The sequence below is a fragment of the Acetobacter thailandicus genome (assembly GCF_011516655.1).
GTDB lineage: Bacteria > Pseudomonadota > Alphaproteobacteria > Acetobacterales > Acetobacteraceae > Acetobacter > Acetobacter thailandicus.
In genome coordinates this window covers 64,336-90,073 of the sequence record NZ_WOSV01000009.1, presented here as the reverse complement: position 1 = coordinate 90,073, position 25,738 = coordinate 64,336, and the positions used below count along the sequence as shown (strand labels likewise).

At 50.4% G+C, this 25,738-nt stretch carries 23 protein-coding genes; 15 read left to right on the top strand and 8 right to left on the bottom strand.

Translation table 11 applies throughout. From position 1 onward, the window contains the following. A partial coding sequence (locus GOB58_RS11140) for a Hint domain-containing protein (RefSeq protein ID WP_338421276.1) occupies positions 1-1,837 on the top strand: 1,837 nt, incomplete at its 5' end. A gap of 164 nt (positions 1,838-2,001) precedes the next feature. Continuing rightward, positions 2,002-2,385, top strand: a complete 384-nt coding sequence (locus GOB58_RS11135) for a DUF488 domain-containing protein (protein ID WP_173560224.1) — start codon at positions 2,002-2,004, stop codon at positions 2,383-2,385. Between the two features lie 21 nt (positions 2,386-2,406). On the opposite strand, the gene GOB58_RS11130 is transcribed toward GOB58_RS11135, so the two are convergent. The 4 genes from GOB58_RS11130 to GOB58_RS11115 form a co-directional block, all read right to left on the bottom strand. Then, positions 2,407-3,072, bottom strand: a complete 666-nt coding sequence (locus tag GOB58_RS11130; protein ID WP_086636143.1) for a methionine ABC transporter permease — start codon at positions 3,070-3,072, stop codon at positions 2,407-2,409. Continuing rightward, complete coding sequence (locus GOB58_RS11125) at positions 3,053-4,039, bottom strand: methionine ABC transporter ATP-binding protein (protein WP_173560223.1); 987 nt, start codon at positions 4,037-4,039, stop codon at positions 3,053-3,055. Before GOB58_RS11125 ends, GOB58_RS11130 begins: the two co-directional genes overlap by 20 nt. Then, a complete protein-coding gene (locus tag GOB58_RS11120; protein WP_173560222.1) occupies positions 4,036-4,848 on the bottom strand; it encodes a MetQ/NlpA family ABC transporter substrate-binding protein in 813 nt (270 codons plus the stop codon). Before GOB58_RS11120 ends, GOB58_RS11125 begins: the two co-directional genes overlap by 4 nt. Positions 4,849-5,047: 199 nt before the next feature. Next, complete coding sequence (locus tag GOB58_RS11115; protein ID WP_194299709.1) at positions 5,048-6,157, bottom strand: Mrp/NBP35 family ATP-binding protein; 1,110 nt, start codon at positions 6,155-6,157, stop codon at positions 5,048-5,050. 194 nt (positions 6,158-6,351) lie between these two features. Between GOB58_RS11115 and GOB58_RS11110 the strand changes: the two genes are divergently transcribed. The 6 genes from GOB58_RS11110 (at position 6,352) to GOB58_RS11085 (ending at position 13,278) form a co-directional block, all read left to right on the top strand. Then, positions 6,352-7,512, top strand: coding sequence for an OpgC family protein (locus tag GOB58_RS11110; protein WP_173560221.1), 1,161 nt, complete (start codon positions 6,352-6,354; stop codon positions 7,510-7,512). A gap of 70 nt (positions 7,513-7,582) precedes the next feature. Then, complete coding sequence (locus GOB58_RS11105) at positions 7,583-9,130, top strand: DegQ family serine endoprotease (RefSeq protein WP_173560220.1); 1,548 nt, start codon at positions 7,583-7,585, stop codon at positions 9,128-9,130. A gap of 26 nt (positions 9,131-9,156) precedes the next feature. Then, positions 9,157-10,158, top strand: coding sequence for an FUSC family protein (locus tag GOB58_RS11100; RefSeq protein ID WP_194299703.1), 1,002 nt, complete (start codon positions 9,157-9,159; stop codon positions 10,156-10,158). 634 nt (positions 10,159-10,792) lie between these two features. Next, complete coding sequence (locus GOB58_RS11095) at positions 10,793-12,070, top strand: autotransporter strand-loop-strand O-heptosyltransferase (RefSeq protein WP_086553966.1); 1,278 nt, start codon at positions 10,793-10,795, stop codon at positions 12,068-12,070. A 224-nt stretch (positions 12,071-12,294) separates the two neighbouring features. After that, positions 12,295-12,906: a hypothetical protein gene (locus GOB58_RS11090; protein ID WP_233127806.1), complete on the top strand. Its 612-nt coding sequence runs from the start codon at positions 12,295-12,297 to the stop codon at positions 12,904-12,906. A gap of 120 nt (positions 12,907-13,026) precedes the next feature. Next, positions 13,027-13,278, top strand: a complete 252-nt coding sequence (locus GOB58_RS11085; protein ID WP_086553908.1) for a hypothetical protein — start codon at positions 13,027-13,029, stop codon at positions 13,276-13,278. 45 nt (positions 13,279-13,323) lie between these two features. Here GOB58_RS11085 and ilvD read toward each other — a convergent pair whose 3' ends face one another. Further along, positions 13,324-15,192, bottom strand: a complete 1,869-nt coding sequence (gene ilvD, locus GOB58_RS11080; protein ID WP_173560219.1) for a dihydroxy-acid dehydratase — start codon at positions 15,190-15,192, stop codon at positions 13,324-13,326. A 275-nt stretch (positions 15,193-15,467) separates the two neighbouring features. Here ilvD and pstC point away from each other — a divergent pair, with 275 nt between their 5' ends. From pstC to phoU, 4 genes are read left to right on the top strand one after another with little or no spacing between them, the layout of a single operon-like run. After that, entirely contained in the window at positions 15,468-16,457 is a 990-nt protein-coding gene (gene pstC, locus GOB58_RS11075) for a phosphate ABC transporter permease subunit PstC (protein ID WP_086636149.1), read from the top strand. Further along, positions 16,454-17,314 (top strand): phosphate ABC transporter permease PstA, encoded by an 861-nt coding sequence (gene pstA, locus GOB58_RS11070; protein WP_086553911.1) that lies wholly within the window; start codon positions 16,454-16,456, stop codon positions 17,312-17,314. The genes pstC and pstA overlap by 4 nt, the downstream gene beginning before the upstream one ends. Next, positions 17,311-18,123 carry a phosphate ABC transporter ATP-binding protein PstB gene (gene pstB, locus GOB58_RS11065; RefSeq protein ID WP_086553912.1) on the top strand — a complete coding sequence of 271 codons (813 nt, stop codon included), beginning with the start codon at positions 17,311-17,313 and terminating at the stop codon, positions 18,121-18,123. The genes pstA and pstB overlap by 4 nt, the downstream gene beginning before the upstream one ends. 17 nt (positions 18,124-18,140) lie before the next feature. Further along, entirely contained in the window at positions 18,141-18,845 is a 705-nt protein-coding gene (gene phoU / locus GOB58_RS11060) for a phosphate signaling complex protein PhoU (protein WP_086553913.1), read from the top strand. An 82-nt stretch (positions 18,846-18,927) separates the two neighbouring features. Here the strand turns inward: phoU and GOB58_RS11055 are convergent, their stop codons facing one another. Further along, a complete protein-coding gene (locus tag GOB58_RS11055; RefSeq protein WP_086553914.1) occupies positions 18,928-20,280 on the bottom strand; it encodes a hypothetical protein in 1,353 nt (450 codons plus the stop codon). A 223-nt stretch (positions 20,281-20,503) separates the two neighbouring features. Here GOB58_RS11055 and rplM point away from each other — a divergent pair, with 223 nt between their 5' ends. Together rplM and rpsI are read left to right on the top strand one after the other, a co-directional pair. Further along, positions 20,504-20,980 carry a 50S ribosomal protein L13 gene (gene rplM / locus GOB58_RS11050; RefSeq protein ID WP_086553915.1) on the top strand — a complete coding sequence of 159 codons (477 nt, stop codon included), beginning with the start codon at positions 20,504-20,506 and terminating at the stop codon, positions 20,978-20,980. A gap of 5 nt (positions 20,981-20,985) precedes the next feature. Further along, positions 20,986-21,474, top strand: a complete 489-nt coding sequence (gene rpsI / locus GOB58_RS11045) for a 30S ribosomal protein S9 (RefSeq protein ID WP_086553916.1) — start codon at positions 20,986-20,988, stop codon at positions 21,472-21,474. A 74-nt stretch (positions 21,475-21,548) separates the two neighbouring features. Here the strand turns inward: rpsI and GOB58_RS11040 are convergent, their stop codons facing one another. Continuing rightward, entirely contained in the window at positions 21,549-23,117 is a 1,569-nt protein-coding gene (locus GOB58_RS11040; protein ID WP_173560218.1) for a S10 family peptidase, read from the bottom strand. Positions 23,118-23,250: 133 nt separating this feature from the next. Between GOB58_RS11040 and GOB58_RS11035 the strand changes: the two genes are divergently transcribed. After that, positions 23,251-23,676, top strand: coding sequence for a hypothetical protein (locus GOB58_RS11035; RefSeq protein WP_173560217.1), 426 nt, complete (start codon positions 23,251-23,253; stop codon positions 23,674-23,676). 91 nt (positions 23,677-23,767) lie between these two features. On the opposite strand, the gene GOB58_RS11030 is transcribed toward GOB58_RS11035, so the two are convergent. Next, positions 23,768-25,621: a DEAD/DEAH box helicase gene (locus GOB58_RS11030; RefSeq protein ID WP_173560216.1), complete on the bottom strand. Its 1,854-nt coding sequence runs from the start codon at positions 25,619-25,621 to the stop codon at positions 23,768-23,770. Positions 25,622-25,738: the final 117 nt, after the last annotated feature.

The window sequence follows — 25,738 nt, the reverse complement described above, 5'->3', positions numbered from 1 at the left end:
CAACTCATGGGATTCAAAAACACAGCACGTACTGGCTACGTTTGACACGGCACAGAAATCTGACGGCTCTTACTACAAAGTTTCAGACTTCACATCGTCATATGCCAACAATACCTTTACGCTCGATAAAGGTGCAAAAGCGACTGGCAGCACGTCTTCATCAGGCAGCAGCTCCTCTTCACGTGTCAGCCCTGCTTCAACGACGGTTCCGGTTACCGACTTTAACGATGCCAGTAAGGTTATTGGCAGTGACGGTCAGACAACAACCGTAACCGGCACGTCAACCTCTTCTCTTGATGGCGGGACTGTAAAAGGGAATGTTGTTTTTGGCAGCAATGGTGATGTAACGCTTCAGCAGCTTACTCTTGATAGTAATGCTTCTGTTACAATCGACAGCGGTACAAATCTGACCCTTGATCAGAGCACACTGCCGTCTGGCACCATTACACTCAATGGTGGCACACTGAATAACACCAACGCGTTATCATCATCAGGTCCGCTGACTATCGCTTTTGGTTCAACACCATCTACAGTGACCCTTGATGCTTATGCTCTGAGTAATGTGACATTTACCAATGTTACACCAGAAGACACAATTAACCTGCACAACTCATACGGTGAAGTTAGTCTGGTTGATGATGGCACCGGTATTATTAAGGTCTTAAGTAAGAGTGGCCAAACTCTGACTTATCTGCATACAGGGCAGAAATCTGACGGATCTTATTATACAGCTTCAGACTTTACCGATCCGGCAACAGATGAAAACGCATCGATTACGGGCGGTGATGATACGGTTGTGTGCTTCCTGGCAGGCTCAATGATCAGAACACCATCAGGTCTGACCGCGGTTGAAGCGCTTGAAACAGGTGATGATGTGCTGGTTTATGACAATGGTCAGCCTGCCACACAGCGCGTTACCTGGGCAGGTCAGGCACACTGCACTGTGCGTCCTGAACTGACGGATGATGAAGCCGGTTACCCTGTTCGTATTCTGAAAGATGCGATTGAAAAGGGTGTACCATTTAAAGATCTTCTGATTACGGCTGAACATTGCCTGTTTTTTGATGGTAAATTTATTCCAGCCCGTATGCTCGTGAATGGCCGTTCAGTTTTCTATGATAAGTCAATTACATCTTATGACTATTATCATATCGAAACCGAGCAGCATTCTGTTATCATGGCTGACGGCACCTTAACCGAAAGTTATCTGGATACAGGTAACCGCAGAGCGTTCACGCAGAAAAGTGCTGTTATTTCTATGGCAAAAACACGTGAGCTGACCTGGGATGATGCGGCTGCACCGCTTGGCGTAACACGTGATTTTGTTGAGCCTGTTTATCGTAAAATTGAAGCACGTGCAGAAAAAGCAAATCGTGTTGTTCAGGCTGAGCCACAGCCACTGACGAAAGAGACAAAACTGCATCTCACCACTGAAAGCGGTGCGGTTATTCGTCAGGCCCGTGAGCATAATGGTCGTGCAGTTTTCATGATCCCGGGTGGCGTGAATGCCGTTCGGATTGTTACCAGAGCAAGCCGCCCAAGTGACGTGATCGGACCATTTATTGATGATCGTCGTTATTTCGGTATTGCTGTTGGTGAAGTGAGTGTATTTGAACGCAATAAAATGCGTCAGGTTACTTCTCACCTGGTTGAGCACGACATTGATGGCTGGAACGGTTTCCAGGGTCATGACATGCGCTGGACCTCAGGTAATGCACTTCTGTCTCTGGGTGAGCGCGCTGCTGACAGCATTGCACTTCTCTCAATTGAGATTAAAGAAACCACGCACTATACGGTTGAAGAAACAGCAGCCGAGGCTGCAACTCTTCGCGCCTGATATATTCATCCGGCAGGTTTTATATCCTGCCGGTCAGGTGTTTTAAAAAATATTAAAGCAGAAGGGGCAGGCCAGTCGTCTGCCCCTTTTGTATTTTTAAATGGTATTAAAAACACTTTTCTCTGTAATGTATTTTTATACATTGAAGAAGGGATGGGCATGCCATGCTTCCTGATATCAGACTAAAACGGGTTTATGATTCACCGTCTTCAGAGGACGGTATGCGTGTTTTCACAGACCGGCTATGGCCAAGAGGTATCCGCAAGGCAGATCTCAAAATGGACCTGTGGCTGAAGGGGGTGGCGCCTTCGTCTGCACTGCGCCGCTGGTTTGGTCATGACCCTGCGCACTGGGATGAGTTTCAGGTAAAATACCGGCAGGAGCTGGCATTATATGATCCGGAAGTAAGGCAGCTTATTGACCTGGTGCGAAAAGAAAGAGTGACTTTGCTCTATGCTGCCCGTGACCCGGTATATAATCATCCTCGTGTGCTGGTGGCCTTTTTGAAAGAGACTATAGCTTCAGGTAAAGACCATCCGGGTGTTTAAAGGTCTTCGGGGCCGGTAATGTCAGTGACCGGCTGCATCATGACGTGCTTTGCGTGACAGCAGGTTGCCGATTGCCTGAAGCCCGGTGACTAGCACAATAAGTACAGCAACGACACCAGACATAATGGTGGTGTTGAAGCGCTGGTAACCATAACGAATAGCCAGGTCTCCAAGTCCTCCGGCACCAATTGTGCCAGCCATTGCTGATGCTCCAACCAGCGTGACAAGAGTGACGGTCAGCCCTGAAATCATACCAGGGAGGCTTTCTGGCAGAAGTACATAACGTATCACCATCCAGCGTGTGCCGCCCATGGCCCGTACCGCATCGACAAGGCCAGGGTCAACTTCACGTAACGAGACCTCAGCAATGCGTGCGAAGTAAGGAATGGCGGCAACAGCCAGAGGTACGATTGCTGCCGTTGTGCCCAGAGATGTGCCAACAATGAAGCGTGTTAAGGGAATAAGCAAAACCAGCAGGATAATAAACGGCACAGCACGTACTGCATCTGTCAGTAATCCCAGAGGGCGCGCCAGCCACGGCATGGGTGACAGGCCGGAGGGGCCGGTCAGTACCAGAAGAATACCCAAAGGCAGCCCTCCGGCAACGGCGAGAAAGCCTGAAATGAGCACCATCTCAAGTGTTTGCCATGTGGCCTGAAGGAGCAGATTAAAGATCAGGCGTGACATAACCTGTGACCTCAACAGAACGGGCAAGACTATTCAGAAGAGAGAGGTTCTCTTCTGTCGGGGCGGGAAGATGAAGCAGAACGTCCATCGCGGGCTGTTCGATATTCTGGTGTGGCTGAGCGCGCAGAATAGTGGCAGAAATCGTGTTTTGCTCAAGCTTTATAAGAAAAGGGGTAAGCGGGTGCTCTTTCAGGTCAAGCGTGAGTCTGACGATCGCCTGTGACCCGTTTTGCGCATCTGTGCTCAGATTATCAGGTAATGGCATAGTGGAATTTTCTGAGTTTTGCAGAATTTCTGCCGGCGTGCCGCGTGCGGCAATATGGCCATCTTTCAGCACCAGAACATGATGACCGAGCTTGTGCACGACATCCATTTCATGCGTGATAAAAAGCAGAGTAAGCCTGAGCTTACGATTAATGTCAGACAGCAGGGCCAGGACAGAGTCAGTGGTCTCAGGGTCAAGAGCTGAGGTTGCCTCGTCGCACAGCAGCAATACAGGGTTAGCGGCTAAAGCTCGCGCTATACCGATACGTTGTTTTTGACCACCTGAGAGAAAGGCGGGGTATTTATGGCCGTGGTCAGCCAGACCTACCAGATCGAGTAGTTCATTAACGCGTTTTTGTCTCTGTGCTTTTGCAATGCCAGCTATTTCAAGCGGCAGCGCAACATTAGCCGCTGCTGTGCGTGATGAAAGCAGATTGAAATGCTGAAATACGACACCAATTTTGCGGCGCAGGGGTACAAGGCGTTTTTCAGGTAAGGCTGCGAGATCTTCACCACAAAACAGAATGCGCCCGCTATCTGGTTTTTCAAGACCGTTCAGGCAGCGCAGCAGCGTCGATTTACCAGCTCCTGAGCGGCCGATAATGCCAAAGCTGTCACCCTGTTCAACGTTAAAGCTTATGTTGTGCAGTGCCGTATGAGACCCAAAACTACGACTGATATTTTCAACGGCAAGTAGTGTCATGACCAGCCTGGCACGATGGCCCCGTGATACACATCAGTCAGAGCTTTATGCACATTGGGCTGCTGGTAGGATTTGACCAGCGTTGCAACCCAGGGAGCATTTTTATCAGCTTCGGTCACAGCAATAAAATTAATGTAAGGATTATCTTTTAATCCTTCATTGCCAATACTGTCTTTTTTAACATCAATGCCGGCTTTAAGGGCCCAGTCAGTGTTTACGACGGCGGCATCAAGGTCAGGCAAAGCCCGCCCGACCATGCCTGCATCCAGCTCCTGGATCGTGATGTTTCCGGGGTTGTCAGCAATATCGAGCGCGGTAGGGGTAAGCCCGGCATTATCAGACAGTTTTATGACACCAAGGGACTGGAGCAGGTGTAGCGCCCGGCCTTCGTTGCTTGGGTCGTTTGGTACGCCAATTTTAGCATTCTGAGGTAATTCAGAAGGAGATTTCCAGCGTGTTGAATACAGGCTGATCGGTGCAAAATACGTATTACCTACGGGTACGATTGTATAATTTCTTGCTTTTTTCTGTGCTTCGAGAAAGGGACCATGCTGGAACGCATTAGCATCCAGCTCGTGCTGCTGAAGTGCTTCGTTAGGTGCGTTATAATCTGAAAAAGGAATAATTTTCAGTAACAGGCCCGCTTTGGCAGCATTTTCTGCAGCAACCCGCCAGACGTCCTCATCTTCACCCGCCATAATGCCGACACGGATAACTTTTTGTGCTTCAGCATGAGCAAAATTAACAGTCAGAGGTACCGTGCTTATCAGGGCAAGCACAGAGCGCCGGGAGAGAGGAGGGAGCGACATGAAGGATGCACTTTAATTTACATTGGGATGATAGCGGTATTATAACACAAAATTCATAGTTTAATATAAAATAAGTGCACATGGTGTCCAATATAAAAAAACACTATTGGATCGTGTTAAATGATAATGCAGGCAGGATAATAATACAGTATCGAAATATTCTCTTATTTTTCCTGCCATGCACCGAAGTCTTATAAAATCAGAGCGCCGAATTCTTTTTGAGAGCCTGTGTGGTTGCCTGGGCGATCTGATAAAATGCGCGGGCGGCATCACTGTCAGGTGCACTGGCGACAACAGGCATACCATTATCAGCGCTTGTGCGGATATCAAGAAGCAGCGGTACTTCACCAAGGAACGGCACCTGCATCGCCTCAGCTTCTTTTCTGGCTCCGCTATGACCGAACAGCTCTGTGTTATGTCCACAGTTAGGGCAGCAGAAATATGACATGTTTTCGATAACGCCCAGCACGGGCACTTCCATCTTTTTAAACATGCTGACACCACGACGGGCATCAATCAGTGCGATATCCTGCGGGGTGGAGACAATAACTGCGCCAGCCAGCTTTATTTTCTGCATCAGTGAAAGCTGAGCATCGCCTGTGCCCGGAGGCATGTCGATAACCAGAATATCCAGCTCACCCCAGTCAACATCTGTCAGAAACTGGTTAATCGCACCCATGACCATAGGGCCGCGCCAGATCATAGCCTGCTGCTCCTGCACCAGCATACCAATAGACACAGACTTAATGCCCCAGGCATTAACGGGCTGAAGGCGGCCGTTTATAACTTCCGGCTTGCTGCTGACACCGAGCATACGGTGCTGAGAGGGGCCATGAATGTCAGCATCAAGCAGGCCTGTGCGCAGCCCCTGCTGTGCCAGGGCTACGGCAAGGTTGGTGGCTGTTGTTGACTTACCAACTCCCCCTTTGGCTGAGGCAACGGCGATAATAGCTTTAACGCCGGGCAGCACAGGGGCATCTGGTGCAGGTGCTTTTCCGCCAAAAGGCCTGTGTCCTTTTGGTGCCGGGGGTGACGCAGGGGCAGCCGGGCGGTGTGCTGTCAGAATAATAGCAGCGTCTCTCACGCCAGGAAGTGCTTTAAGTAACTCAGCAGCTTTGTCACATAAGGGGGCGAGAGCACCGGCTTTTTCGCGGCCGACAGCCAGAGCGACAGAGAGCTTGCCGCCATCTGTTGTGTAACCTTCAAGTTTGCTGAGCGAGAGCAGCGAGTGGCCAGTGCCTGTATCTTGTACCGAGTCAAGAATCTTTGCGATATCATCGGAATGGAAGAGGGGCTTTGTCACAGTCAGTGTCCTGATTCGCTATAAAAAAGACATGTAACCGTGTGCGGGTGGCGGTAACAGAGGCCTTGTAAGAAAAACGGGACTATACCCGAATTTGCTCTGAATGACATAATGCGTCAGGATAGTTTCGTCTTCCGGTCAGGCTGTATCTTATCAGAGGCAGCCCTTCATCTTGATATGCAGAGGTTCTGTTTGCGTTTATGGTAGCTCAGCATGAGGCATCGGCCATTACGCCTGTTCAGGTGGCACCTGTAAAAAATGGTCAGGGGCGAGACCATCGTATTGATGCTATGCGCGGGGCTGCATTGCTGATGATGTTTGTGGATCATATTCCGCAAAGTCTGTTGAATCGTTTTACAATGCGTAATGTTGGTTTTGCTGATGCCGCCGAGGTCTTTGTACTGCTGGCGGGTTATGCTTCATGGCTGGCTTATGGCCGGGGCTTTAAGAAATATGGGGTGGCCGGGTGCCTGAAACGGATTTTCCGGCGGTGCGTACAGCTCTATATCGCTCAGGCTATTATGGTGTTTGTCTCAGTAGCCAGTATCAGGGTATGGCGTCATTTTACCCCCGTGCCGGTTGATTTTCTTGAGCCTGAGCTGGCACATGGCATAGGCTGGATCTGGCGGGCGATGACGCTTGATGCCCTGCCCAGTAATCTTAATATCCTGCCTCTTTATATTGTTTTTCTGGCAGGCTTCCCTCTTTATTTTCTGCTGATGCGCTTACAGCGCTATCTGGCACTGCTTGTTGCCGGAGCGCTGTGGTTTTTAATTAATCTTGACCCGGATGTTAATTTTCCAAACTGGCTTGACCCTGACGGCTGGTATTTTAACCCGCTGGCCTGGCAGTTTTTGTTTGCTCTTGGGGTAACAGCTTCTGCTGAAACAGAGCGGAGGGGGACTGATTTTTCCCGCATTCCGGTTCTGTCCTTCTGTTGTATCGCTTACCTTATTTTTTCAGCTTTTCAGGCTTTTCCATGGGCTCAGTGGTCGTTGCCTGATCTGCGCCCGCTGGGTGACTCAGTGTCTCCCGCCAAGAGCTGGCTGTCACCGCTGCGTCTTTTCGATGTGCTGGCTATTTTTTATCTGATGCAATCATCATCTGTTGCGCGTGTATGGGCGTCAGATACACGTGTCGGACAAATTCTGGCCAGAGTTGGGCGCTATTCACTGGATGTTTTCGTTGTCGGCACCATTCTCGATCTTTATGCGCGTCTGGTTTTTACGAGCTTTGGTGATGGCTGGATATTGCAGATTGTCGTGAATGTGGTTGTTCTGGGTGTATTGTTTGCGCTGGCCGGCTGGCTGGACGCCCGGCGAAAACGGCAGCAGTCGCAGGCTCTGGCAGCTGCAGGCTGACGTATCAGGCTGATCGTGCGATAAGCAGGCATAGTGTCTGAAGCCAGAAATGATGAGAGTGGTAATTTTTATGCGTTTGTCAGTTCGCCTTTTGTCTGTGAGTTCACTGTCGTGTTTGTTGCTGGCCGGTACAGCAGGCATGTCTTCTGCCTGGAGTGCAGATGCAGCCGTGCCAGTCGCAGCACCTGTCGGAGCTGGCAAAGTGCATATGGTGCCAGACAGTTTTGCTGACCTCGCTGACCGCCTTTTGCCTGCTGTAGTGAATGTTTCTACATCTCAGACTGTGAAAAAAGGAGAGGGTGATGATGACGAGGGTGATGATGACCAGTCATCACAGATGCCAGACTTTCCACATGGTTCTCCGTTTGAGAAATTTTTTCATGACTTTATGAACCGTAACATCAGCCCCGATTCACCGCCGCGGCGGATGCAGGCTCTGGGCTCAGGTTTTATCATTGATCCGGCCGGTTATATTGTAACCAACAATCACGTTATTAGTCATGCTGATAAAATCACGGTTACGCTGCAGGATAACACGGTGCTGCAGGCCAGGCAGATTGGTCATGATGACCGCACTGATCTTGCGTTGCTGAAGGTTGAAAGTAAGCAGCCTTTGCCTTTCGTACAGTTTGGGGACAGTGAAAAGCGTCGGGTGGGTGACTGGGTGCTTGCCATTGGTAATCCGTTTGGCCTTTCCGGCACGGTGACGGCCGGCATTATTTCATCACGTGGCCGTAATATCGATCAGGGCCCCTACGACAATTTTATTCAGACTGATGCGCCAATTAACAGGGGGAATTCCGGCGGACCTCTGTTTGATATGGATGGTAATGTTATTGGTATTAACACAGCCATTTATTCGCTTTCCGGCGGGTCTGTTGGTATTGGGTTTGCTATTCCGTCAAGTGAAGCCAGAGGTATTATCGGGCAGCTGCGTAAAAACGGTAAAGTGTCGCGTGGCTGGCTTGGTGTACGCATCCAGAATGTGACGCAGGATATCGCAGATGGCCTGAATCTGACGCCGGCACGTGGTGCACTGGTGGCTGGTATTGAAAAAAATGGTCCTGCAGCAAAAGCAAAACTGCAAATGGGTGATGTTATTCAGTCGCTTAATGGCCATCCTATTGAAGGCAAGGCATTACCGCGTCTTTCAGCTGATATTCCCGCAGGTACGGTCGCGCATCTTGGTGTCTGGCGTCATGGCAAGGTTATTGATGTGCCTGTTACGATTGCAGCATTGCCTGATGTAGCCGCTGACAAACCTGAGACAAAAAAAGCGCCTGAGACAAAAAGCTCGAAAGAAGTCAGTCTGTCAGCTCTTGGCTTTACAGTCGGACAGCTCGATGAGGCTGCACGGCAGAAATACTCTGTTTCTGCTACCCAGAGGGGCGTGGTTGTCACCTCAGTGAAGGAGGATGGTCTGGCGTCTGATCGGGGGCTGAGAGAAGGTGATGTTATTACTATGGTGCAGCAGGCCGAAGTGAATACCCCTGCTGAATTAAAAACCCGGATTGAGGATGCTCAGAAAGCGAAAAAGAAGTCAGTCCTCCTGCTTGTGCACGATAATGATGGTGCGCGTTATATTCCTTTCACCCTGACCAGTGCTGATACGCACTAAAAACAGTCAGTAAAGAGTGAGTTGTTTTGCAGATACCGTCTTCTTGTTACCCGTCTTACTGGTTAAGAAACCAGACCTTGCGGCAGGCCATTCGTCTTATTGTGTCAGTGGCCCTGTGTTGCCTTGTTACTCAGGTCACGCATTTGCAGGAGCCCGCCTGGGCCCTGATTACATCGGTGATTGTGACACAAAGCAGTATCACAGAAACCATGTCTTCCGGCCGGTATCAGCTTGTTGGCACGCTTATAGGCGCCTGTGCCAGTGTGGTGCCGATTACACTGATGTTGCTGCACTGGCCGCTATGGCTGAGTTTTAGTATTACGTTTGTGCCTTTGGCCATTCTGGCCTCCTGGCGTCCAAACACACGCATGGCGGTCGTTACGTTAATGATCGCAACGCTTTTCCCGATCGAAGGTGACCCGTACCTCAGGCCGGTTGAGCGTGTTCTGGCCATTCTATTCGGTGTCAGTGTGTCTATGTTCGTGTCTTACATGGTGTTGCATGAGCAGGCTCGTCGTGATGCATTTCGTAATGCGGCTGAGACCGTCCGAAAAATTGTGGGTATTCTGAGCCATGCCAAAAGACATGACCTTGCGTGGTCGGAGTTTCAGGATCTGAATGATGACTGTGCTGCCGTTTTAAGAAAAGTACAGACTGCTGTTGAAGAAGCCCGCCGTGAACGGTGGGTTCCTCTTGAGGAGCGTGATCCGATGCTGGCGTCTTTGCCAACGGCACTGCGGCAGTTGCAGATGGACACGATTGTTGTCGCCAGGGCTATTATTCTCCGCCAGGCCGGTGATATTTTAAAGCCGCAGACTATGGCTAGTTTTGACTGGATTATTGCGCGCTGTGAAGCTGAAGCCGTGAGTCGTAAGGCCACGAAGCCGGATATCGCGGCTGAGATCATTGCCGCACTTCCTGCTGAAAGCGACCATCCGGATGAGGTTGTGCGTTTTGTGCTGGCTATTTTACGTAAAGATCTGATTACATTGATTCATCAGCTTGGCGGAGATGATCTTTCTGTATGAATATTCTGGTAATAAATTGTTTTTTTTTTAAAGAATGACATATAATGTTAACGACTATAATGTGATGATACTTCAGGCATGGCGCATACCTGCTCAGGGGATGCTCAGCTGTCCGTTCAGAGCAATATGGTCACTCAAGTATAAAGGAAGCCCCTGATGACTAAATGTCCTGCAAAGCGTTGCAAATCTCCTTGTTTTTATGGTGTATTTTTTATTGGCCTCGTTGCCACCGCTGCATATTTCTGGCGCAAAAAGAAGTGCAGCAACTAAAATAAAAAACTTCTGGCCGCGCGAAGGCTATTACGCGGCCGCTGCTTAGCTGTGAATTGAGTAGTATTTTTATATTAAGGCCCGCCTGGACCTTCCGGCGGGTCATTTATTTGAGAATGAAGAGGAGCTTGCGTTGAGTCCAAGTGAAGAGAAGAACTCTATGTCTTCTTTGCATCATGCATCTGATGTCGCGGCTGCGGCTGAGTTTGCCAAGGTTTCAGCTGCTGTTGCAAAATTTGTGCAGTCACCAGTGACAGCAACACCTTCGGTTCCTTCTTCCGCATCGACTCCGCTTTCTTCTCCATTATCTGCTCCGGTCGTATCTTCAGCATCAGAGCCGCAGCCTGTTTCTCCTGTTGCTGCTATGGCGGCTTCAGCGGCTGCAGCACCTCTTGGTCAGACAGCCGATACAAAAGCTGAAAAAGAAGAAGGAAAAGAACCTTCTAAGGCAAAGCCCGCTTATCTGCCGGCACCACAGTCGCCCACACAGAGTTGTGGTCATGGCATTCGTTATGACTTTAATATGGGTGCGCGCATTCAGCTGCCTAATCGTAGCGAAGGCAAGTGGCGGATTGTGCTGCGTGACCTTGATACCGGTAATATTCTTTTCTTTAATGAGAATACAGGTGCCATGGTTGCCTCATCAAAACGCTATTATGTGCGTTTTGGTATTGAGATCACCGATGTTCAGGCTGATGGTACAGAGAAAATTATTTTCACCCATGAGCTGGACTGCCGCAATAAAGAGGTTGTTATTCAGCTTCCGGTTGGCACGCTTGGTGATACGCTTGCGTGGTTTCCCTATGTCGTACGCTTTGCTGAGGAGCGTGGTGCCCGGGTGACCTGTCTGCTGTCAGGGCTCATTAAGCCAGCTCTGATGAATGATTATCCCAATATCCGCTTGCTGACTTCGGAAGAGGCAGAAAAAGAGAAGGTCTGTGAAAAGGCTTATGCGACATATTGCCTTGGCCTGTTCTTTGATGATGCAGAGAATGTTCAGCAGCCGACAGATTTCCGCTTTGTCGGGCTGCACCGTACCGCTGGTTATATTCTGGGAGTTTCTCCAAAAGAAGAACCTCCTCGTCTTTTACTGAGCAAAGAAGGCCGGCCGATAAAAGAGAAATATGTATGTATTGCTGTGCAGGCCAGTACGCAGTGTAAATACTGGAATAACCCAGGTGGATGGCGAGAGGTTGTAACCTTTCTCAAAGAAAAAGGTTACCGGGTTATCTGTATCGATCAGAAGCCTATTCACGGTACCGGTGTTGTCTGGAACCACATCCCTTATGGCTCAGAGGACCAGACCGGAGATCGCCCGCTGACGGAGCGTATCCGCTGGTTGCAGCATGCTGAGGCGTTTATTGGTGTGAGCTCAGGGCTTGCCTGGCTTGCCTGGGGTGCTGGCACTAAAGTCGTTATGATATCCGGTTTCACACATCCTACTAATGAATTTGAGACCCCTTATCGTGTGATTAACTGGCATACCTGTAATTCATGCTGGAATGATCCGCGTGTGCGTTTTGATCATCATAACTTCATGTGGTGCCCACGGCATGAAAACACGCCCCGGCAGTTTGAATGCTCACGTCTGATTACCGGTAAGCAGGTGATCGACACACTGGAAAAAGTGATTGAGGAATAAAAACAGGCTGGCATGCTTCGTCATCTGGTTATTTTTAATGCCAGACGACAGAGTTACAGTGCTGTAAAAAGGATGAGTAAAAATTTTACGTTACGCAGGGTAATGTTTGGCGTAAGATTTTCTCAGTAACGTCTGAAGCAGTGTGGCGTTCGGACGGATTTTAAATAAGGAGAAAGACTTTGCGGTCTTCAGTGTCTCGTCTTGCTTCTCTGGCTGCCGGCGTCATGACGGTATGTGCTTTTATTATGGGCGGAGAGGTGGCCACAGGCTTGTCTCCTCAGGCGCATGCGCAGGCTTCAGTTCTGCTTAAGCACCAGACAACAACAGCGATTGTTGAAACGATTGATACCAGCACCCGTGAGTTGCTGCTGCGTGATGCCAGAGGTAATCTGGTAACGATTGAGTATGGTTCTTCAGTTCGTGACCTGCCGCATCTTGCTGCTGGTGATAAACTGAGCATTTCATTTGTTGAAACTCTTGGTGCAGAGCTGGCACAACCTGGCAGCCCGCTGCCTGAATCAACGGTTCAGGTTGCTCGTGGTTATGTAAAAGGTCATCCACGTGGTGTTATTGCTTCCTTTCGCAGAGAGCGGGCAAAAATTACTTCTGTAGATGTTGCTACACACACTGTTTCTTTCGTGACAGATGATGGCGACAGCCATATTGCTGTTTTACGTACAAAAGCCATGCAGGACTTCCTGAAAACACTGAAGGTTGGTGATGTTGTCGATATCACCCGCATGGAATCAATTTCTTATGTGATTAAAGGTCAGGTAACAGTGCCGACGGCTCCGGTTGTCGCCGCTCCTGCTGCATCTGCACCAGCTGCAAAATAAGCAATATTGTAAAATATATTGCATGAAGAGAGCGCCTTTACGGGCGCTCTTTTTGTTTGTGTAAAATACGATAAGACTTACATCATATGTCATGTAAGTGACGGCTGACAGGAGTGAGAAATGGCAGGGAAAAAACTATCAGGCGCGCGGGTTGTGCAAATACTGGATGATATGAACGGAGGACGGTCTTTTCTGGCTAATATTATAGGTTTTTTCTGTGTTGCGGCTATGCTTGGTCTTGTCGAAATGGCATGTCGCTTCATGCTGAATACACAGCTTGACCTTATCCTGCGTATTCTTCTTGTAGTTCTGGCAGGGTATTATTTCCTGCCATTTTTAATTTTGTGGGTTTTGCGCGGTAGTAAGAGCTGAGACTATCTCTCTGGTGTCAGAGGCACCAGAGAGATAAGTGAGAAATCAGCGCCCTGTGCGGCGGGTCAGCTGTGAAAGATCTCTCACAGCACCCCGGGCAGCACTGGTTGTCAGAGCGGCATAGGCTTTAAGAGCCGTTGAAACCACGCGCTCACGCTTTGGCTGCCATGCCTCATTCCCTCTGGCTTCCATCTGTTCGCGGCGTTTTTGTAAAATATCTTCTGTTACAGCAACAGACAGACGACGTGCCGGAATGTCGATGTCGATGATATCGCCTTCTTCAACAAGGCCGATTACGCCACCTTCACCAGCTTCGGGCGAAATATGGCCAATGGAAAGACCGGAGCTGCCACCAGAGAAACGCCCGTCAGTAATCAGAGCACATTTTTCAGCCAGACCTTTTGATTTGAGATAGCTGGTAGGGTAGAGCATTTCCTGCATGCCAGGACCACCTTTGGGGCCTTCATAGCGAATCAGCACTACGTCGCCAGCTTTGATCTGATCTTTGAGGATGGCTGTAACAGCATCATCCTGACTTTCGAAAATGCGTGCCGGTCCTGAGAATGTTTCCAGCCCTGCAGCCACACCTGCCGTTTTAACAATTGCACCTTCTGCAGCAAGGTTGCCATACAGCACGGCCAGACCACCATCTTTGCTATAGGCATGCTCTGAATTGCGAATAGCACCGCTGACTTTATCTGTATCAGGTGTTTTATACAGTGCAGACTGCGAGAAAGCCTCTGTCGTGCGTACACCACCAGGGGCGGCACGGAAGAAGGTGCGTGCTTTCTGTTTGCTCTCGCCATCTTCTGATCGAATGTCCCAGCGATCCAGAGCTTCGGTCAGAGATGAGGCATGCACCATCTGTACAGTGTTATGCAGCAGTTCCATGCGGTTCAGCTCACCCATAATGGCAGGAATACCGCCGGCACGATGAACATCTTCCATATGAATGTCAGAACGGGATGGTGAGACCTTGCACAGGTTAGGTACGCGGCGTGAAAGACGATCAATATCTTTCATGGTGAAGGGAATTTCCCCTTCATGTGCGGCTGCCAGCAGATGCAGGACAGTGTTGGTTGAACCACCCATGGCAATATCAACTGACATGGCATTTTCAAAAGCTTCAACCGAAGCAATATTGCGGGGCAGAACACTCTGGTCGTTCTGCTCATAAAAGCGGCGTGCCAGTTCGACAATGCGGGTGCCGGCTTCAATAAACAGATCACGGCGGGCAGCATGTGTTGCTACAAGGCTGCCGTTACCAGGGAGTGAGAGACCCAGAGCTTCGGTCAGGCAGTTCATTGAGTTCGCGGTGAACATACCAGAGCATGACCCGCATGTCGGGCAGGCTGAACGTTCGATTGTTTCCGAATCGGCGTCGCTGACATTTGGGTTGGCGGCGGCAACCATAGAGGTCACCAGGTCGGCGCGCTGTTCAATGTCGTCAATCGTGACTTTCCCGGCTTCCATCGGTCCGCCCGAGACAAAAATAACCGGAATATTCAGTCGCATGGCAGCCATCAGCATACCGGGAGTGATTTTGTCACAGTTGCTGATGCAGACCAGGGCATCAGCGCAGTGGGCGTTGACCATATATTCAACGGCGTCGGCAATCAGCTCGCGTGAAGGCAGGCTGTACAGCATGCCACCATGACCCATGGCAATGCCGTCATCAACAGCTATCGTGTTGAATTCACGGCCAATACCGCCAGCTTTTTCAATAGCACCACAGACCAGCTGTCCCAAATCTTTGAGGTGAACATGGCCCGGTACAAACTGAGTAAAGGAGTTGGCGACGGCAATAATGGGTTTGCCAAAATCGCTGTCTTTCATTCCGGTTGCGCGCCACAGGCTGCGTGCACCTGCCATATTGCGTCCATGAGTAGTGGTGCGGGAGCGGTAGCCGGCCATTATTAATCTTTCTGGTCTGATCAGTGGTTATGACGGAACCTGCAGTGTTGCGGGAAAGCAGGCTGTGCGTGCGATCACGCGCGCGGCGGTAATCTACGGTAGAAACCCCTGGCTGTCAGGTGCTATCTCTCTTTTTTGATGATGATTGATTTACTACAGTTTTATGACAAATTCTCTTTTCTGCGAGAGCCGTGCTGTCATTCGGTTGCAGCAGGGCGGGCTGTTCAGTATTTCTTGAACATATTCTGTCAGTGAGAGTGTGATACGGAGCATAGATGGACGTTTCCACCCAGCAGCCGGTTCAGTCAGCCGTGCTGAAGCCTGGTCGCCCTAAAACCCTGACGGGAGATCCCTTTTTCAGAGGGCTTGTTCTGTCAGCCGGTGTGGGTGTTCTGCTCATTCTCGGGGCTGTTATTGTCGTTATGGTGGTCGGTGGTATGCCGGCATTCGGGCAGTTTGGTCCCGGGTTTCTGATCTCTAAGGTCTGGAATCCGGTCACGCAGCATTTTGGTGCTGCTGCGCCTGTTTTTGGTACTATTGCCAGTAGTGTTCTGGCGTTGCTTATTGCTGTCCCCTTATCGTTTGGTACGGCATTCTGGCTGACAACGCTGGCTCCGCCAGCGGCTTCATCTGTGATTGGTATGGCCGTTCAGCTGCTTGCGGCTGTTCCATCAATTATTTTTGGCATGTGGGGCTTTTTTGTTCTGGTACCACTGGTTGCCCATTATGTGCAGCCTGCAGCCAAAGCTCTTTTTGGTCACGTACCGGTTGTGTCAGTACTCATTTCAGGGCCGCCATTTGGTACGGGTCTGTTCACGGCAGCGGTTATTCTGGCCATTATGATTATGCCTTCGATTACGGCTGTTATGCGTGATGTTTTTGCTTCGATTCCTTCTGTTCTGCGTGAGAGTGCCTATGGCCTTGGTGCTACCCGCTGGGAAGTGATGCGTCGGGTTGTCCTGCCCTGGTCTCGTCAGGGTGTTGTCGGCGGTATTGTTCTGGGCATGGGGCGGGCTATGGGTGAAACTATGGCTGTAACCTTTGTCATTGGTGACAGTAACCATATTGGCTGGTCGATATTTGCACCGGCAAATACTATTGCATCGCTGATTGCTCTCGAATTTCCTGAAAGTCCGGCTGGCAGTCTCAAGCTGGCTTCTCTTATGGCTCTGGGAGCTATTCTTATGGCGATTTCATTCGTGACCTTATGGTGCTCGCGCATGTTGCTGGCTCGCGGGCAGAACAGCACAGGAAAACGCTCATGACTGCACGCAGAACGCCGGATAGCTTTCGCGCTGCCCGCCGCAGAATGGCTGACCGTCTGGCTACGTTGTTTTCGTGGTGTGCAACAATACTCGTTGTTTTTGTGCTGGGCTCTATTTTATGGACCCTGTTAGAGAAAGGTCTGCCTGGGCTTCATTTGTCGATTTTTACAAAATCAATGAAAGCGCCGGGGCAGAATGGTGGCCTTGCTAATGCGATTGTTGGCAGCCTTATGCAAACAGGGCTTGCTGTCCTGCTGGGCGCGCCGATGGGTATATTTACCGGTATTTATCTTGCTGAATATGGCAGCCACAGCAAACTGGCTGATAGTGTGAGATTTGTTTCGGATATGTTGCTTTCAGCGCCGTCTATTCTGATCGGCCTGTTTATTTATATGATTCTGGTTGCCCCGTTTGGTCATTTTTCAGGTTTTGCAGGCGCAGTGGCGCTGGCTGTCCTTGCTATGCCTATTATGGTGCGCACAACAGAAGATATGCTCAGGCTGGTTCCTCTTTCCATGCGTGAGGCGGGCATTGCCCTTGGTGCGCCAAAGTGGCGTGTGACCTGCTTTATCTGCATCAGGGCTGCACGGGGTGGTATCATGACCGGCGTTCTGCTCGCAGTTGCGCGTGTTGCAGGTGAGACTGCACCATTGCTGTTTACGTCATTAGGGAATTCAGAGTTGTCGTTTAATATGGGGCGTGAGATGTCGAGCCTGCCCCTGGCAATTTATCAGTATGCAGGGTCTGCTTATCAGGATTGGGTACAGCAGGCCTGGACAGGTGCCCTGCTTGTGACATTTGGTGTGTTGATTATTAATATTGTGGTGCGGATCGGGATCCGCGGGGGCAAAGCATGAGCGAGCACGGTGTGAACAGTACCTTATCAGAGGGTGCAAAGACGGCTACCGCGCCTGAACTTGCTCTTCAGGTCAAAAATCTTGACTTTTATTACGGCAAAACGCACGCACTCCATAATATTTCTCTGGACTTCCCCCTGCGGAGTGTCACAGGCATGATCGGGCCGTCAGGGTGCGGTAAATCAACATTGCTGCGTGTGTTAAACCGGATGTATGACCTCTATCCCGGCCAGAAAGCGACGGGTGAGGTCATATTTGATGGCCAGAATATCCTTGCTCCGGGTGTTGATCTTAATCTTTTACGCTCGCGCATTGGCATGGTGTTTCAGAAACCGACCCCTTTTCCAATGTCGATTTATGATAATATTGCTTTTGGCATCCGACTGCATGAACGGGTCAGCTCTTCTGAGATGGATGGCCGGGTTGAAGATGCTCTGCGTCGTGTCGCTTTGTGGTCAGAGGTGAAGGACCGCCTTAAATCTAATGCCACAGCCATGTCAGGCGGGCAGCAGCAGCGTTTATGCATTGCCCGTACTATTGCCACACATCCTGAGGTGATTTTGCTCGATGAGCCAACCAGTGCGCTTGATCCGGTTTCAACCGCGCGTATTGAAGAGCTGCTTGACGAGCTGAAGGCTGAATTCACCATTATTATGGTAACACACAACATGCAGCAGGCTGCACGCTGTGCTGACCAGGTGGCGTTCTTTTATCTGGGCGATCTGGTCGAGATTGATAATACGGACCGTATGTTTACCACGCCGCGGGAACGCCGCACACAGGATTATATTACCGGTCGCTTTGGCTAACTGAGGGAAGCAGGGTTATGACAACAGACGTTGGGCATACCGTAACGCGGTATGATCAGGAGCTTGACCGTTTGCGGGGGATGGTGGCGCGTATGGGCGGGCTGGTTGAACGCCAGACAGCTCAGGCCATTGCCGCTGTAGTAGATCAGAATGAGGACGCAGCTCTCGAGCCGCCTGAACTCGATGCAGAGGTTGATGCGCTTGAGCGCGAGGCTGAATCTCTGGCGATTCGTATTCTGGCCCTGAGGGCACCTATGGCGGTTGATCTGCGTCAGATTATTGCAGTTCTTAAAATTACCGGTGACCTTGAGCGTATCGGGGATTATGCCTCATCTATTGCTCGCCGGGCGTTAAAAGTAGAGCCGCTGGATGGCGCATTATCTTTCAGTGCATTGCGGAGTATGGCTCGTCTTGTACAGGAAAATCTGCACAATACGATTGAGGCTATGACCTCTGACGACAGCGCCAGAGCGATGGAGGTCTGGAATTCAGATGCTGTTATTGACGAGCTTTATACGGCGATGTTTCGTGAGCTCGTGACGTATATGATGGAAGACCCGCGTAAGATTGGCCCATGTATTCATCTTTTATTTGTGGCTAAAAATCTTGAGCGTATTGGCGACCATGCAACGAATATCGCTGAGCGTGTTTATTATGCCGTGACAGGCGATATGCTGCCTGCGGTTCGTCCTCGTGGTGGTAAGGCTGCAAAGCGCAGCTGATATCAACTGAAATATTCTGAGCAAAAAAAACGCCCCGTAATAAATTTTACGGGGCGTTTTTTGAGTCGTGGCACCTGAAAAATTAAGGGGCCTGTACTGAGATACCTATCTGACTGACCAGTTGCGGATTCGCTGACATCATACTGACACCGGCAATAAGTGCCATAAGTGGCAGAGGGCGGGCTGGTTTGATATTAATAACAAGCGGCCCTTTGTCGGGGTGCATGAAATAAGTCGTTAAGGACGCAAAGAAGTCGGAGGGAGTTGCGCCATTTGGTGCAAACTTTGCCTGTAGCCCGGTCAGGAGTTCGAGGGGCGTTGTGTTGTGCGCTTTGGCGCTGGCCGTAAGAGCACGCTCAACCAGGCCATCATCCTTATAGGTCAGAACAATATTATGTACAGGCATATCAGCGGCCCCTACGCTGAGTAGTGTGGTCGCATTGGTCTGCCCGAATGTGCCTGTGATATCGAGACGGCCCATTTTATGGCCATCTATATGAAACTCATTAATTTTAAATGTGTTTTTTGTAAAATCACGGGTGTCGCTGAGTAACAGATTTCCCTCAAAAAGCTTGTATCCCATAGAGGGGAGAACAGACAGGTTGGGGACATCCGGCCAGAGTTCCAGCTTGTTAAGGCTTGAAACTTCCTGCTCGCTGGTATCAGAGCGTACTGAGCGTGAGCGGAGCGTGCCGACCTGCATAAGCGGCGTGTCGCCTGACAGACTGAGTCGCTGTACCTGAATGTCGCGTGTGCCATTGCGCGATGCCAGCGGTGTGCCTGTAGCCAGACTGTTATAAAGGCCGAACAGGTCGACCCCGTCGATCATAATCAGGTCTGCTTTAATGTGACGCTGAGGTGCGACATCAGTTGAAAGCCTGAAGTTCTGGCTTTCCAGGCGAGAGGGGATGTCGTCGCCGTAGTTCTCAAGCTCAACCGTATCAGCTGACAGGTCAGACTGCAGACTGCTTATAAAGCCCTGCAGTTTATGAGCCTGTGCATGATGAATTTCTAAAGTCTGCCGGGGGATTCCCCTGCGGTCATCGCCATCTGCAGGAAGAGTGACATCTTCAAGTTGTAGCGTTTCGAGACTAAGGCTGCCAGCCGGATCGATCAGGCGGAAATTATGGAAAGAGATAGAACTGATTTTATGGCTTACATCACCTGATGAAGCAGAAGGCTTAGAAATTTCAGCCAGGTCCGCCGTGATTGTTTCAGGCCCATGGCGAATGACAAGCTGGTCGAATTTTACACTGCGACCCAGAAGGCCAGGGCGCGCCTTATGATAAGAGAGAGAGGTGGACGGCCCGAGGTTTTGTCTGAACTCTTCAATGCTCTTTTTAAGCATAGCGTGTTTTGTCTGGGTAACGCCAAACCAGCCCAGGCAGGCAACACCGGTCAGTACACCTACAGTAATGAGAACATTTTTTTTCACCAGCCGGAAACCCTGCCTGTTTTCACCAAGAATTAAGCTATTTCAGCGATGCTCTTTAATCCACTGCGGGGGGGCTCTGCAAGTCTCAGTGCGGTATTATGTTACCTTTAAAAAAAATTACTGAAATAACAGCGATTAATACCAAACTACTTGACGCGAAAACTCTGTTCGCTCATAAGGTGGCCCTCTTTATAAGTTCAGATTTTAACGGAATCGTACCCTGATGAAGACCACTCTCTCGCTAAAACCTGCGGAGGTGACAAAAAACTGGATCCTGATCGACGCCGAAGGCCTCGCTCTTGGTCGTCTTGCTGTCATCATTGCTAACCGTCTGCGCGGTAAGCATAAACCACAGTTCACCCCACATGTTGATTGTGGCGACCATGTCGTTGTGATCAATGCTGAAAAAGTTGCTCTGACCGGTAACAAAGCTGGCCAGAAGCTTTTTCACTATCACACAGGTTATCCTGGTGGCATCAAGACTCGCACCATTGCGCAGCGTCTTGAAGGCAAAAACCCTGACCACGTTGTGGTTAAGGCTGTTGAGCGCATGATCTCCCGTGGTCCGTTGCAGCGTCAGCAGATGCGCAGCCTGCATGTTTATGCTGGTTCAGAGCATCCGCATGGCGGTCAGAACCCGCAGACACTCGATGTTGCGGCTCTGAATCGTAAAAACGTTGTTAACGGACAGAAAGGCTGAGCATTATGTCTGAAACTCAGGAACGTACAGGCACGCTGGCTGATCTTAAAGGGGTTGTAACAACCGCTCCTGCTGAAGCTCCTGTCTATGAAGTAAAACGCGATGCACAGGGCCGTTCATATGCAACCGGCCGTCGTAAAGACGCTGTTGCCCGCGTATGGATTAAGCCTGGTAAAGGCGATATCACAGTAAACGGTCGTCCGGTTGGCACATATTTCGCTCGTCCGGTTCTGCGTATGCTGCTGACACAGCCTTTCCTTGTTGCTGATCGTTATAACCAGTTTGACGTTGTCTGCACCGTTACCGGTGGCGGTCTTTCAGGTCAGGCTGGTGCAGTACGTCACGGTATCAGCCGTGCCCTGACGCATTACGAGCCAGGTCTGCGCAGCATACTGAAAGCTGCAGGCTTCCTGACACGTGACTCCCGTCAGGTTGAACGTAAGAAATACGGTCGTGCAAAAGCACGTCGTTCTTTCCAGTTCAGCAAACGCTGATTGGTCAGAAGACCTTATTGCTTTCGGAAAAGGCAGGAGAGTTTCTCCTGCCTTTTTTATTATCTGCTTTCTGCTTATGAGTGAGACAGAAAAGCTTTGACATCCTGTGTCAGTGCAGCACGACTTTCAGGGCGTGTGTATAGCATGTGTCCACCTGAATAGAGATGCAGGCTAATCCGGTCCTGCCCGACAGGAATATGCTCTTTTACCCAGCGTGATGTTGCAAACGGGCACGCCAGATCAAAATAGCCATTGGCAATAAAAACCCGCATAGAGGGATTAAGGGCCAGCAACTGCCGCAGAACCGGGATCTGATGGGCGAGAAGACCCTGACCCGCTCTGTAATCCCATGAAGCATTGACGTTAAGATCAAGCAGATTGTACGTGATCGGTGTTGCAAACTTCAGGTCTGAGGCTGCATATTGCTCGAAAGCACTACCATAAGCGCGACCAAAACCCGACAATGTTGGTTCAGGGCTGTCACTGTCGCTTACACCTTCGGGGTAAGGGTCAGCAATTGAGAGTGTAGCGTCATAGAGCGAGTAAAGTCGTCCGTCCCGGCTTCTGATATCATGCGCTGAGGCCTCAAGTGCGCCGCGTTCTTTTTTGACAATATTAACAGGTATACCTGTGCGTTGTGCGATCTCATTGTAAAATGTATCCGCTGCATCGCCTGCAGGTGGTGTGTTAACCAGTTTATTCAGATAAGGCCCCAGAGCATAGCTATATGCACTGTTGAGCTGCCGGGCTGTGGTGTCTGGCTGTAACTGATGATGAAGAGACAGATTTGCTGCTTCAAAAGTAGGCAGTGCCATAGCCGTTGCGAGTGGGTTGATCCCGGTTTCAAGCAGGGACATGTCGAGCGCGGGTGAAATCATAATCAACCCGTTTACAATAATGCTTTGCTGTTCCATCAGAGCGTTAGCAACTTCTATAGATCGAATGCCGCCATAGCTTTCACCGGCCAGATAGCGTGGAGATGTCAGTCGTTTACTGGTGCTGGACCAGAGCTGAATAGCTTTTGCAAAAGCTCTGGCATCCTGTTTGACACCATAAAATTCTTTGGCTGCTTTTTTTTCATCTGTCGGGACAGACCAGCCGGTGCCCGGTGCATCGAGAAAAACCATATCAGTAGAAGGCAGCCAGCTGTCAGGGTTTATTGCCAGCTTTGCGTTAGCGCCATCAGTCGGGTTGCCTGCAGGAAAAGAAAGAATTTCGGGGCCTGCTGCACCAAGATGCAGGTAGGCCGTGCCTGCGCCCGGGCCACCGTTAAAAAAGAATGAAACAGGTCGGTTTTCAGGTGCTGCACCATCCTGTGTGTAAGCAACGTAGAAAATACGTGCGGAAGGGTGGCCGTCTTTGTCTCGCAGTGTCAGCGTGCCGGCTCGTGCTGTATAGCTGATTTTGTGCCCATTAAAGGTCGCTGTGTGGTGGGTCACAGCATCCTGAGGTAGCAGCGCTGCTTTTCCCTCAAAAGCAGGGGTATCTGCTTTTGCAGTGCTGCCTTGCGTTTTAGATGGGGCTTCAGCCTGTTCGGCATGAACAGGTGCAGAAAAAGCAGACAGACAAAGTAATGCTGCTATACTGCATGACGTTAAAAGAGATGGAAAACCTGTTTTTTTTACAAAATAAGGTACGTGCATTGCAGAGATCCTGTCTGATCGCAAAGATGTTTTGAGATAGATAGAAGGTTGCACGTTTTTGACAAAATTACATGTTTGTATCATTACCAGGACCCCTGATAAGCTACAAAAAATATTAAGAAAGGTATGCTTTATGCGTTTTAATTGTAAGCTGTCTCTTATGGCTCTCCCTCTTGCTGCTGCACTGATGGCAGCCCCCGGTGCTCACGCCCAGATGTTTCAGAACCCTCTTAAAGCCGGTATGGACAGCGCCCGTAGCGCGGCACACCAGAACAAAGAGACGCTGGAGCATGCAGACAGCGCTGCAAAGCAGAATTTAGAGAATCGTCTTCAGAGTGAACAAAATAAACTGACAAATTCAAATACGGCTGCACGTGACCGTTTCCAGTCTCAGACTGATCAGCTGAGAACGAAAGCAGATGAGGAGAGGGCGAAGGCTGAGGCAGCAAAAAGCCGCTGGAACAATGCAGGTCACGACACAAAAGAGGCCCTGAAAAGCCAGAAAGAGCGTGTAAAGTCAGACTGGAAAGACGCAACAACTCTGCCCAGCATTCGATAATAGCTTTAGTGCTGATAGCTTTTTTAAGCTGTTGTACATGTAAAAAAGGCCTCTTCCTTAGTCAGGAAGAGGCCTTTTTTATTAAGTGTTTTTAGTTCTTTTTACGTTTTCTGTCAGAAGACCCTTTGAAAGAGCCGCCGCTTTTTTTCTTATCTTTATAAGCAGGACGTCGGTCATCACCATCGCCTGATGACTTGCTTCTGAAGCCGCCTTCACCTGCTGCTTTACCACGATAGCCATCGCCGGATGGTTTGCCTCTGAAACCACCACCAGCTGGTTTGTTTCTGAAGCCACCGCCGCCACCGCTTTTGCGGCCGCCGCCAGCAGGAGCAGAGGCTGGCTCAATGCTGATTTCATCAGGGTCAGTTGCTGAAGCGCACTCTTTAAAGCTTTCAGCTTTGCTCTTTGCAATTTCGACCAGTGTGTGGTCGCCCTGAATGCGGATCGCGCCAATATCCTGCTTTTTGATATTACCCAGGCGACACAGCATTGGCACCAGCCATTTGGGGTCGGCACGGTCTTCACGACCGACAGACAGGCGGAACCAGCTGCCTTCTTCCTGTGGGCCGCGTTCTCTCGGGCCTTCGTCACGTGTTCTTTCACGTGGCATTTTTTTGATCGAACCAGGAGAGATAACGCGCACATTAGATGCTTTAGGCAGACTGGCACGCCACAGCCCGATCAGGGCGGCAGCAAGCTGCTCAGCGGAGCGGTTTTCTGTCAGTTTGCTGATAAGTTCCTGAGTTTCCGGTGCTTCTGAAACTTCAGCGTTCAGGGCAGGGGCCGCAAGCAGACGTTCAGCGTCAGCGCTGGCAATTTTTTCAGGTGTTGGTGCACCACCCCATTCTGCTTCAATTTTTGCGGCTTCCATCAGGCGTTCTGCCAGGCGACGACGACCTGGTGGCACCAGAAGAACACAGGTTCCCTTGCGTCCGGCACGGCCTGTGCGGCCTGAGCGGTGCAGCAGTGTAGCCGGGTTGGAAGGCAGGCTGGCGTGAATAACCAGGCCCAGCTCAGGAATGTCAATGCCACGTGCAGCAACGTCCGTAGCAACACAGACACGAGCCTGGCCGTTACGCAGGCTTTCTATGGCGCGGCTACGCTCGTTCTGGCCGAGATCACCTGAAATCGCGACAGAAGAGAAGCCACGTTCTGTCAGGATAGACTGAAGCTGACGAACGGCTTCACGTGTGTGGCAGAATACAATAGCTGAAGGGGCTTCAATCAGGCGCAGCACGTTAACAATGGCGCCGGCCATATCGCCCTGGTCTGCCAGAAGAACCTGGTATGAAATGTCAGAGTGTGGTGCGCTGTCTGTCTGAGTGTTGATGCGCAGGGCATCACGCTGGTAGCGTTTAGCCAGAGACGCAATCTCGCGCGCAATTGTTGCTGAGAACAGCAGCGTGCGACGATCTTCCGGCATGGCTTTGAGCAGGGTTTCCAGCTCATCACGGAAGCCGAGGTCAAGCATCTCATCGGCTTCGTCAAGCACAACGGCTTTCAGGTTCGATAAATTAAGCTGCTTGCGGCCAAGATGGTCACACAGGCGGCCAGGTGTACCGACAACAATATGACAGCCGGCATTAAGTGCACGGGCTTCTTTGCGTGGTTCCATACCACCAACACAGGTGACAATACGTGCACCGGCCAGGCCATACAGCCACTCAAGCTCTTTACCAACCTGCTGGGCCAGTTCGCGGGTGGGGGCAATAACCAGAGCCAGCGGTGCGCCTGGTGGTGGAAGTTTACCCGTCTCATCAAGCAGAGTGCGGGCCATGGCGATACCAAAAGCAACAGTCTTGCCAGAGCCGGTACGGGCTGAAACAAGCAGGTCGCGGCCATCGGCTTCTTCAGCCATGACAGCGGTCTGTACAGGTGTTGCTGATTCATAACCGCGAGCAGCAAGAGCACTAGCGAGAGCAGCGGGGGTATTTTTAAAAGGCATAAATCGTTAAGTCCAGGCAACAAGGAATGGGGTGGCAACAAAAAATTCCCCGCACGACGAGCCAGACTCTGACAGGAGAACTTTTTTCTGAAGACGTTTTTTCTAAGCCATATAGTG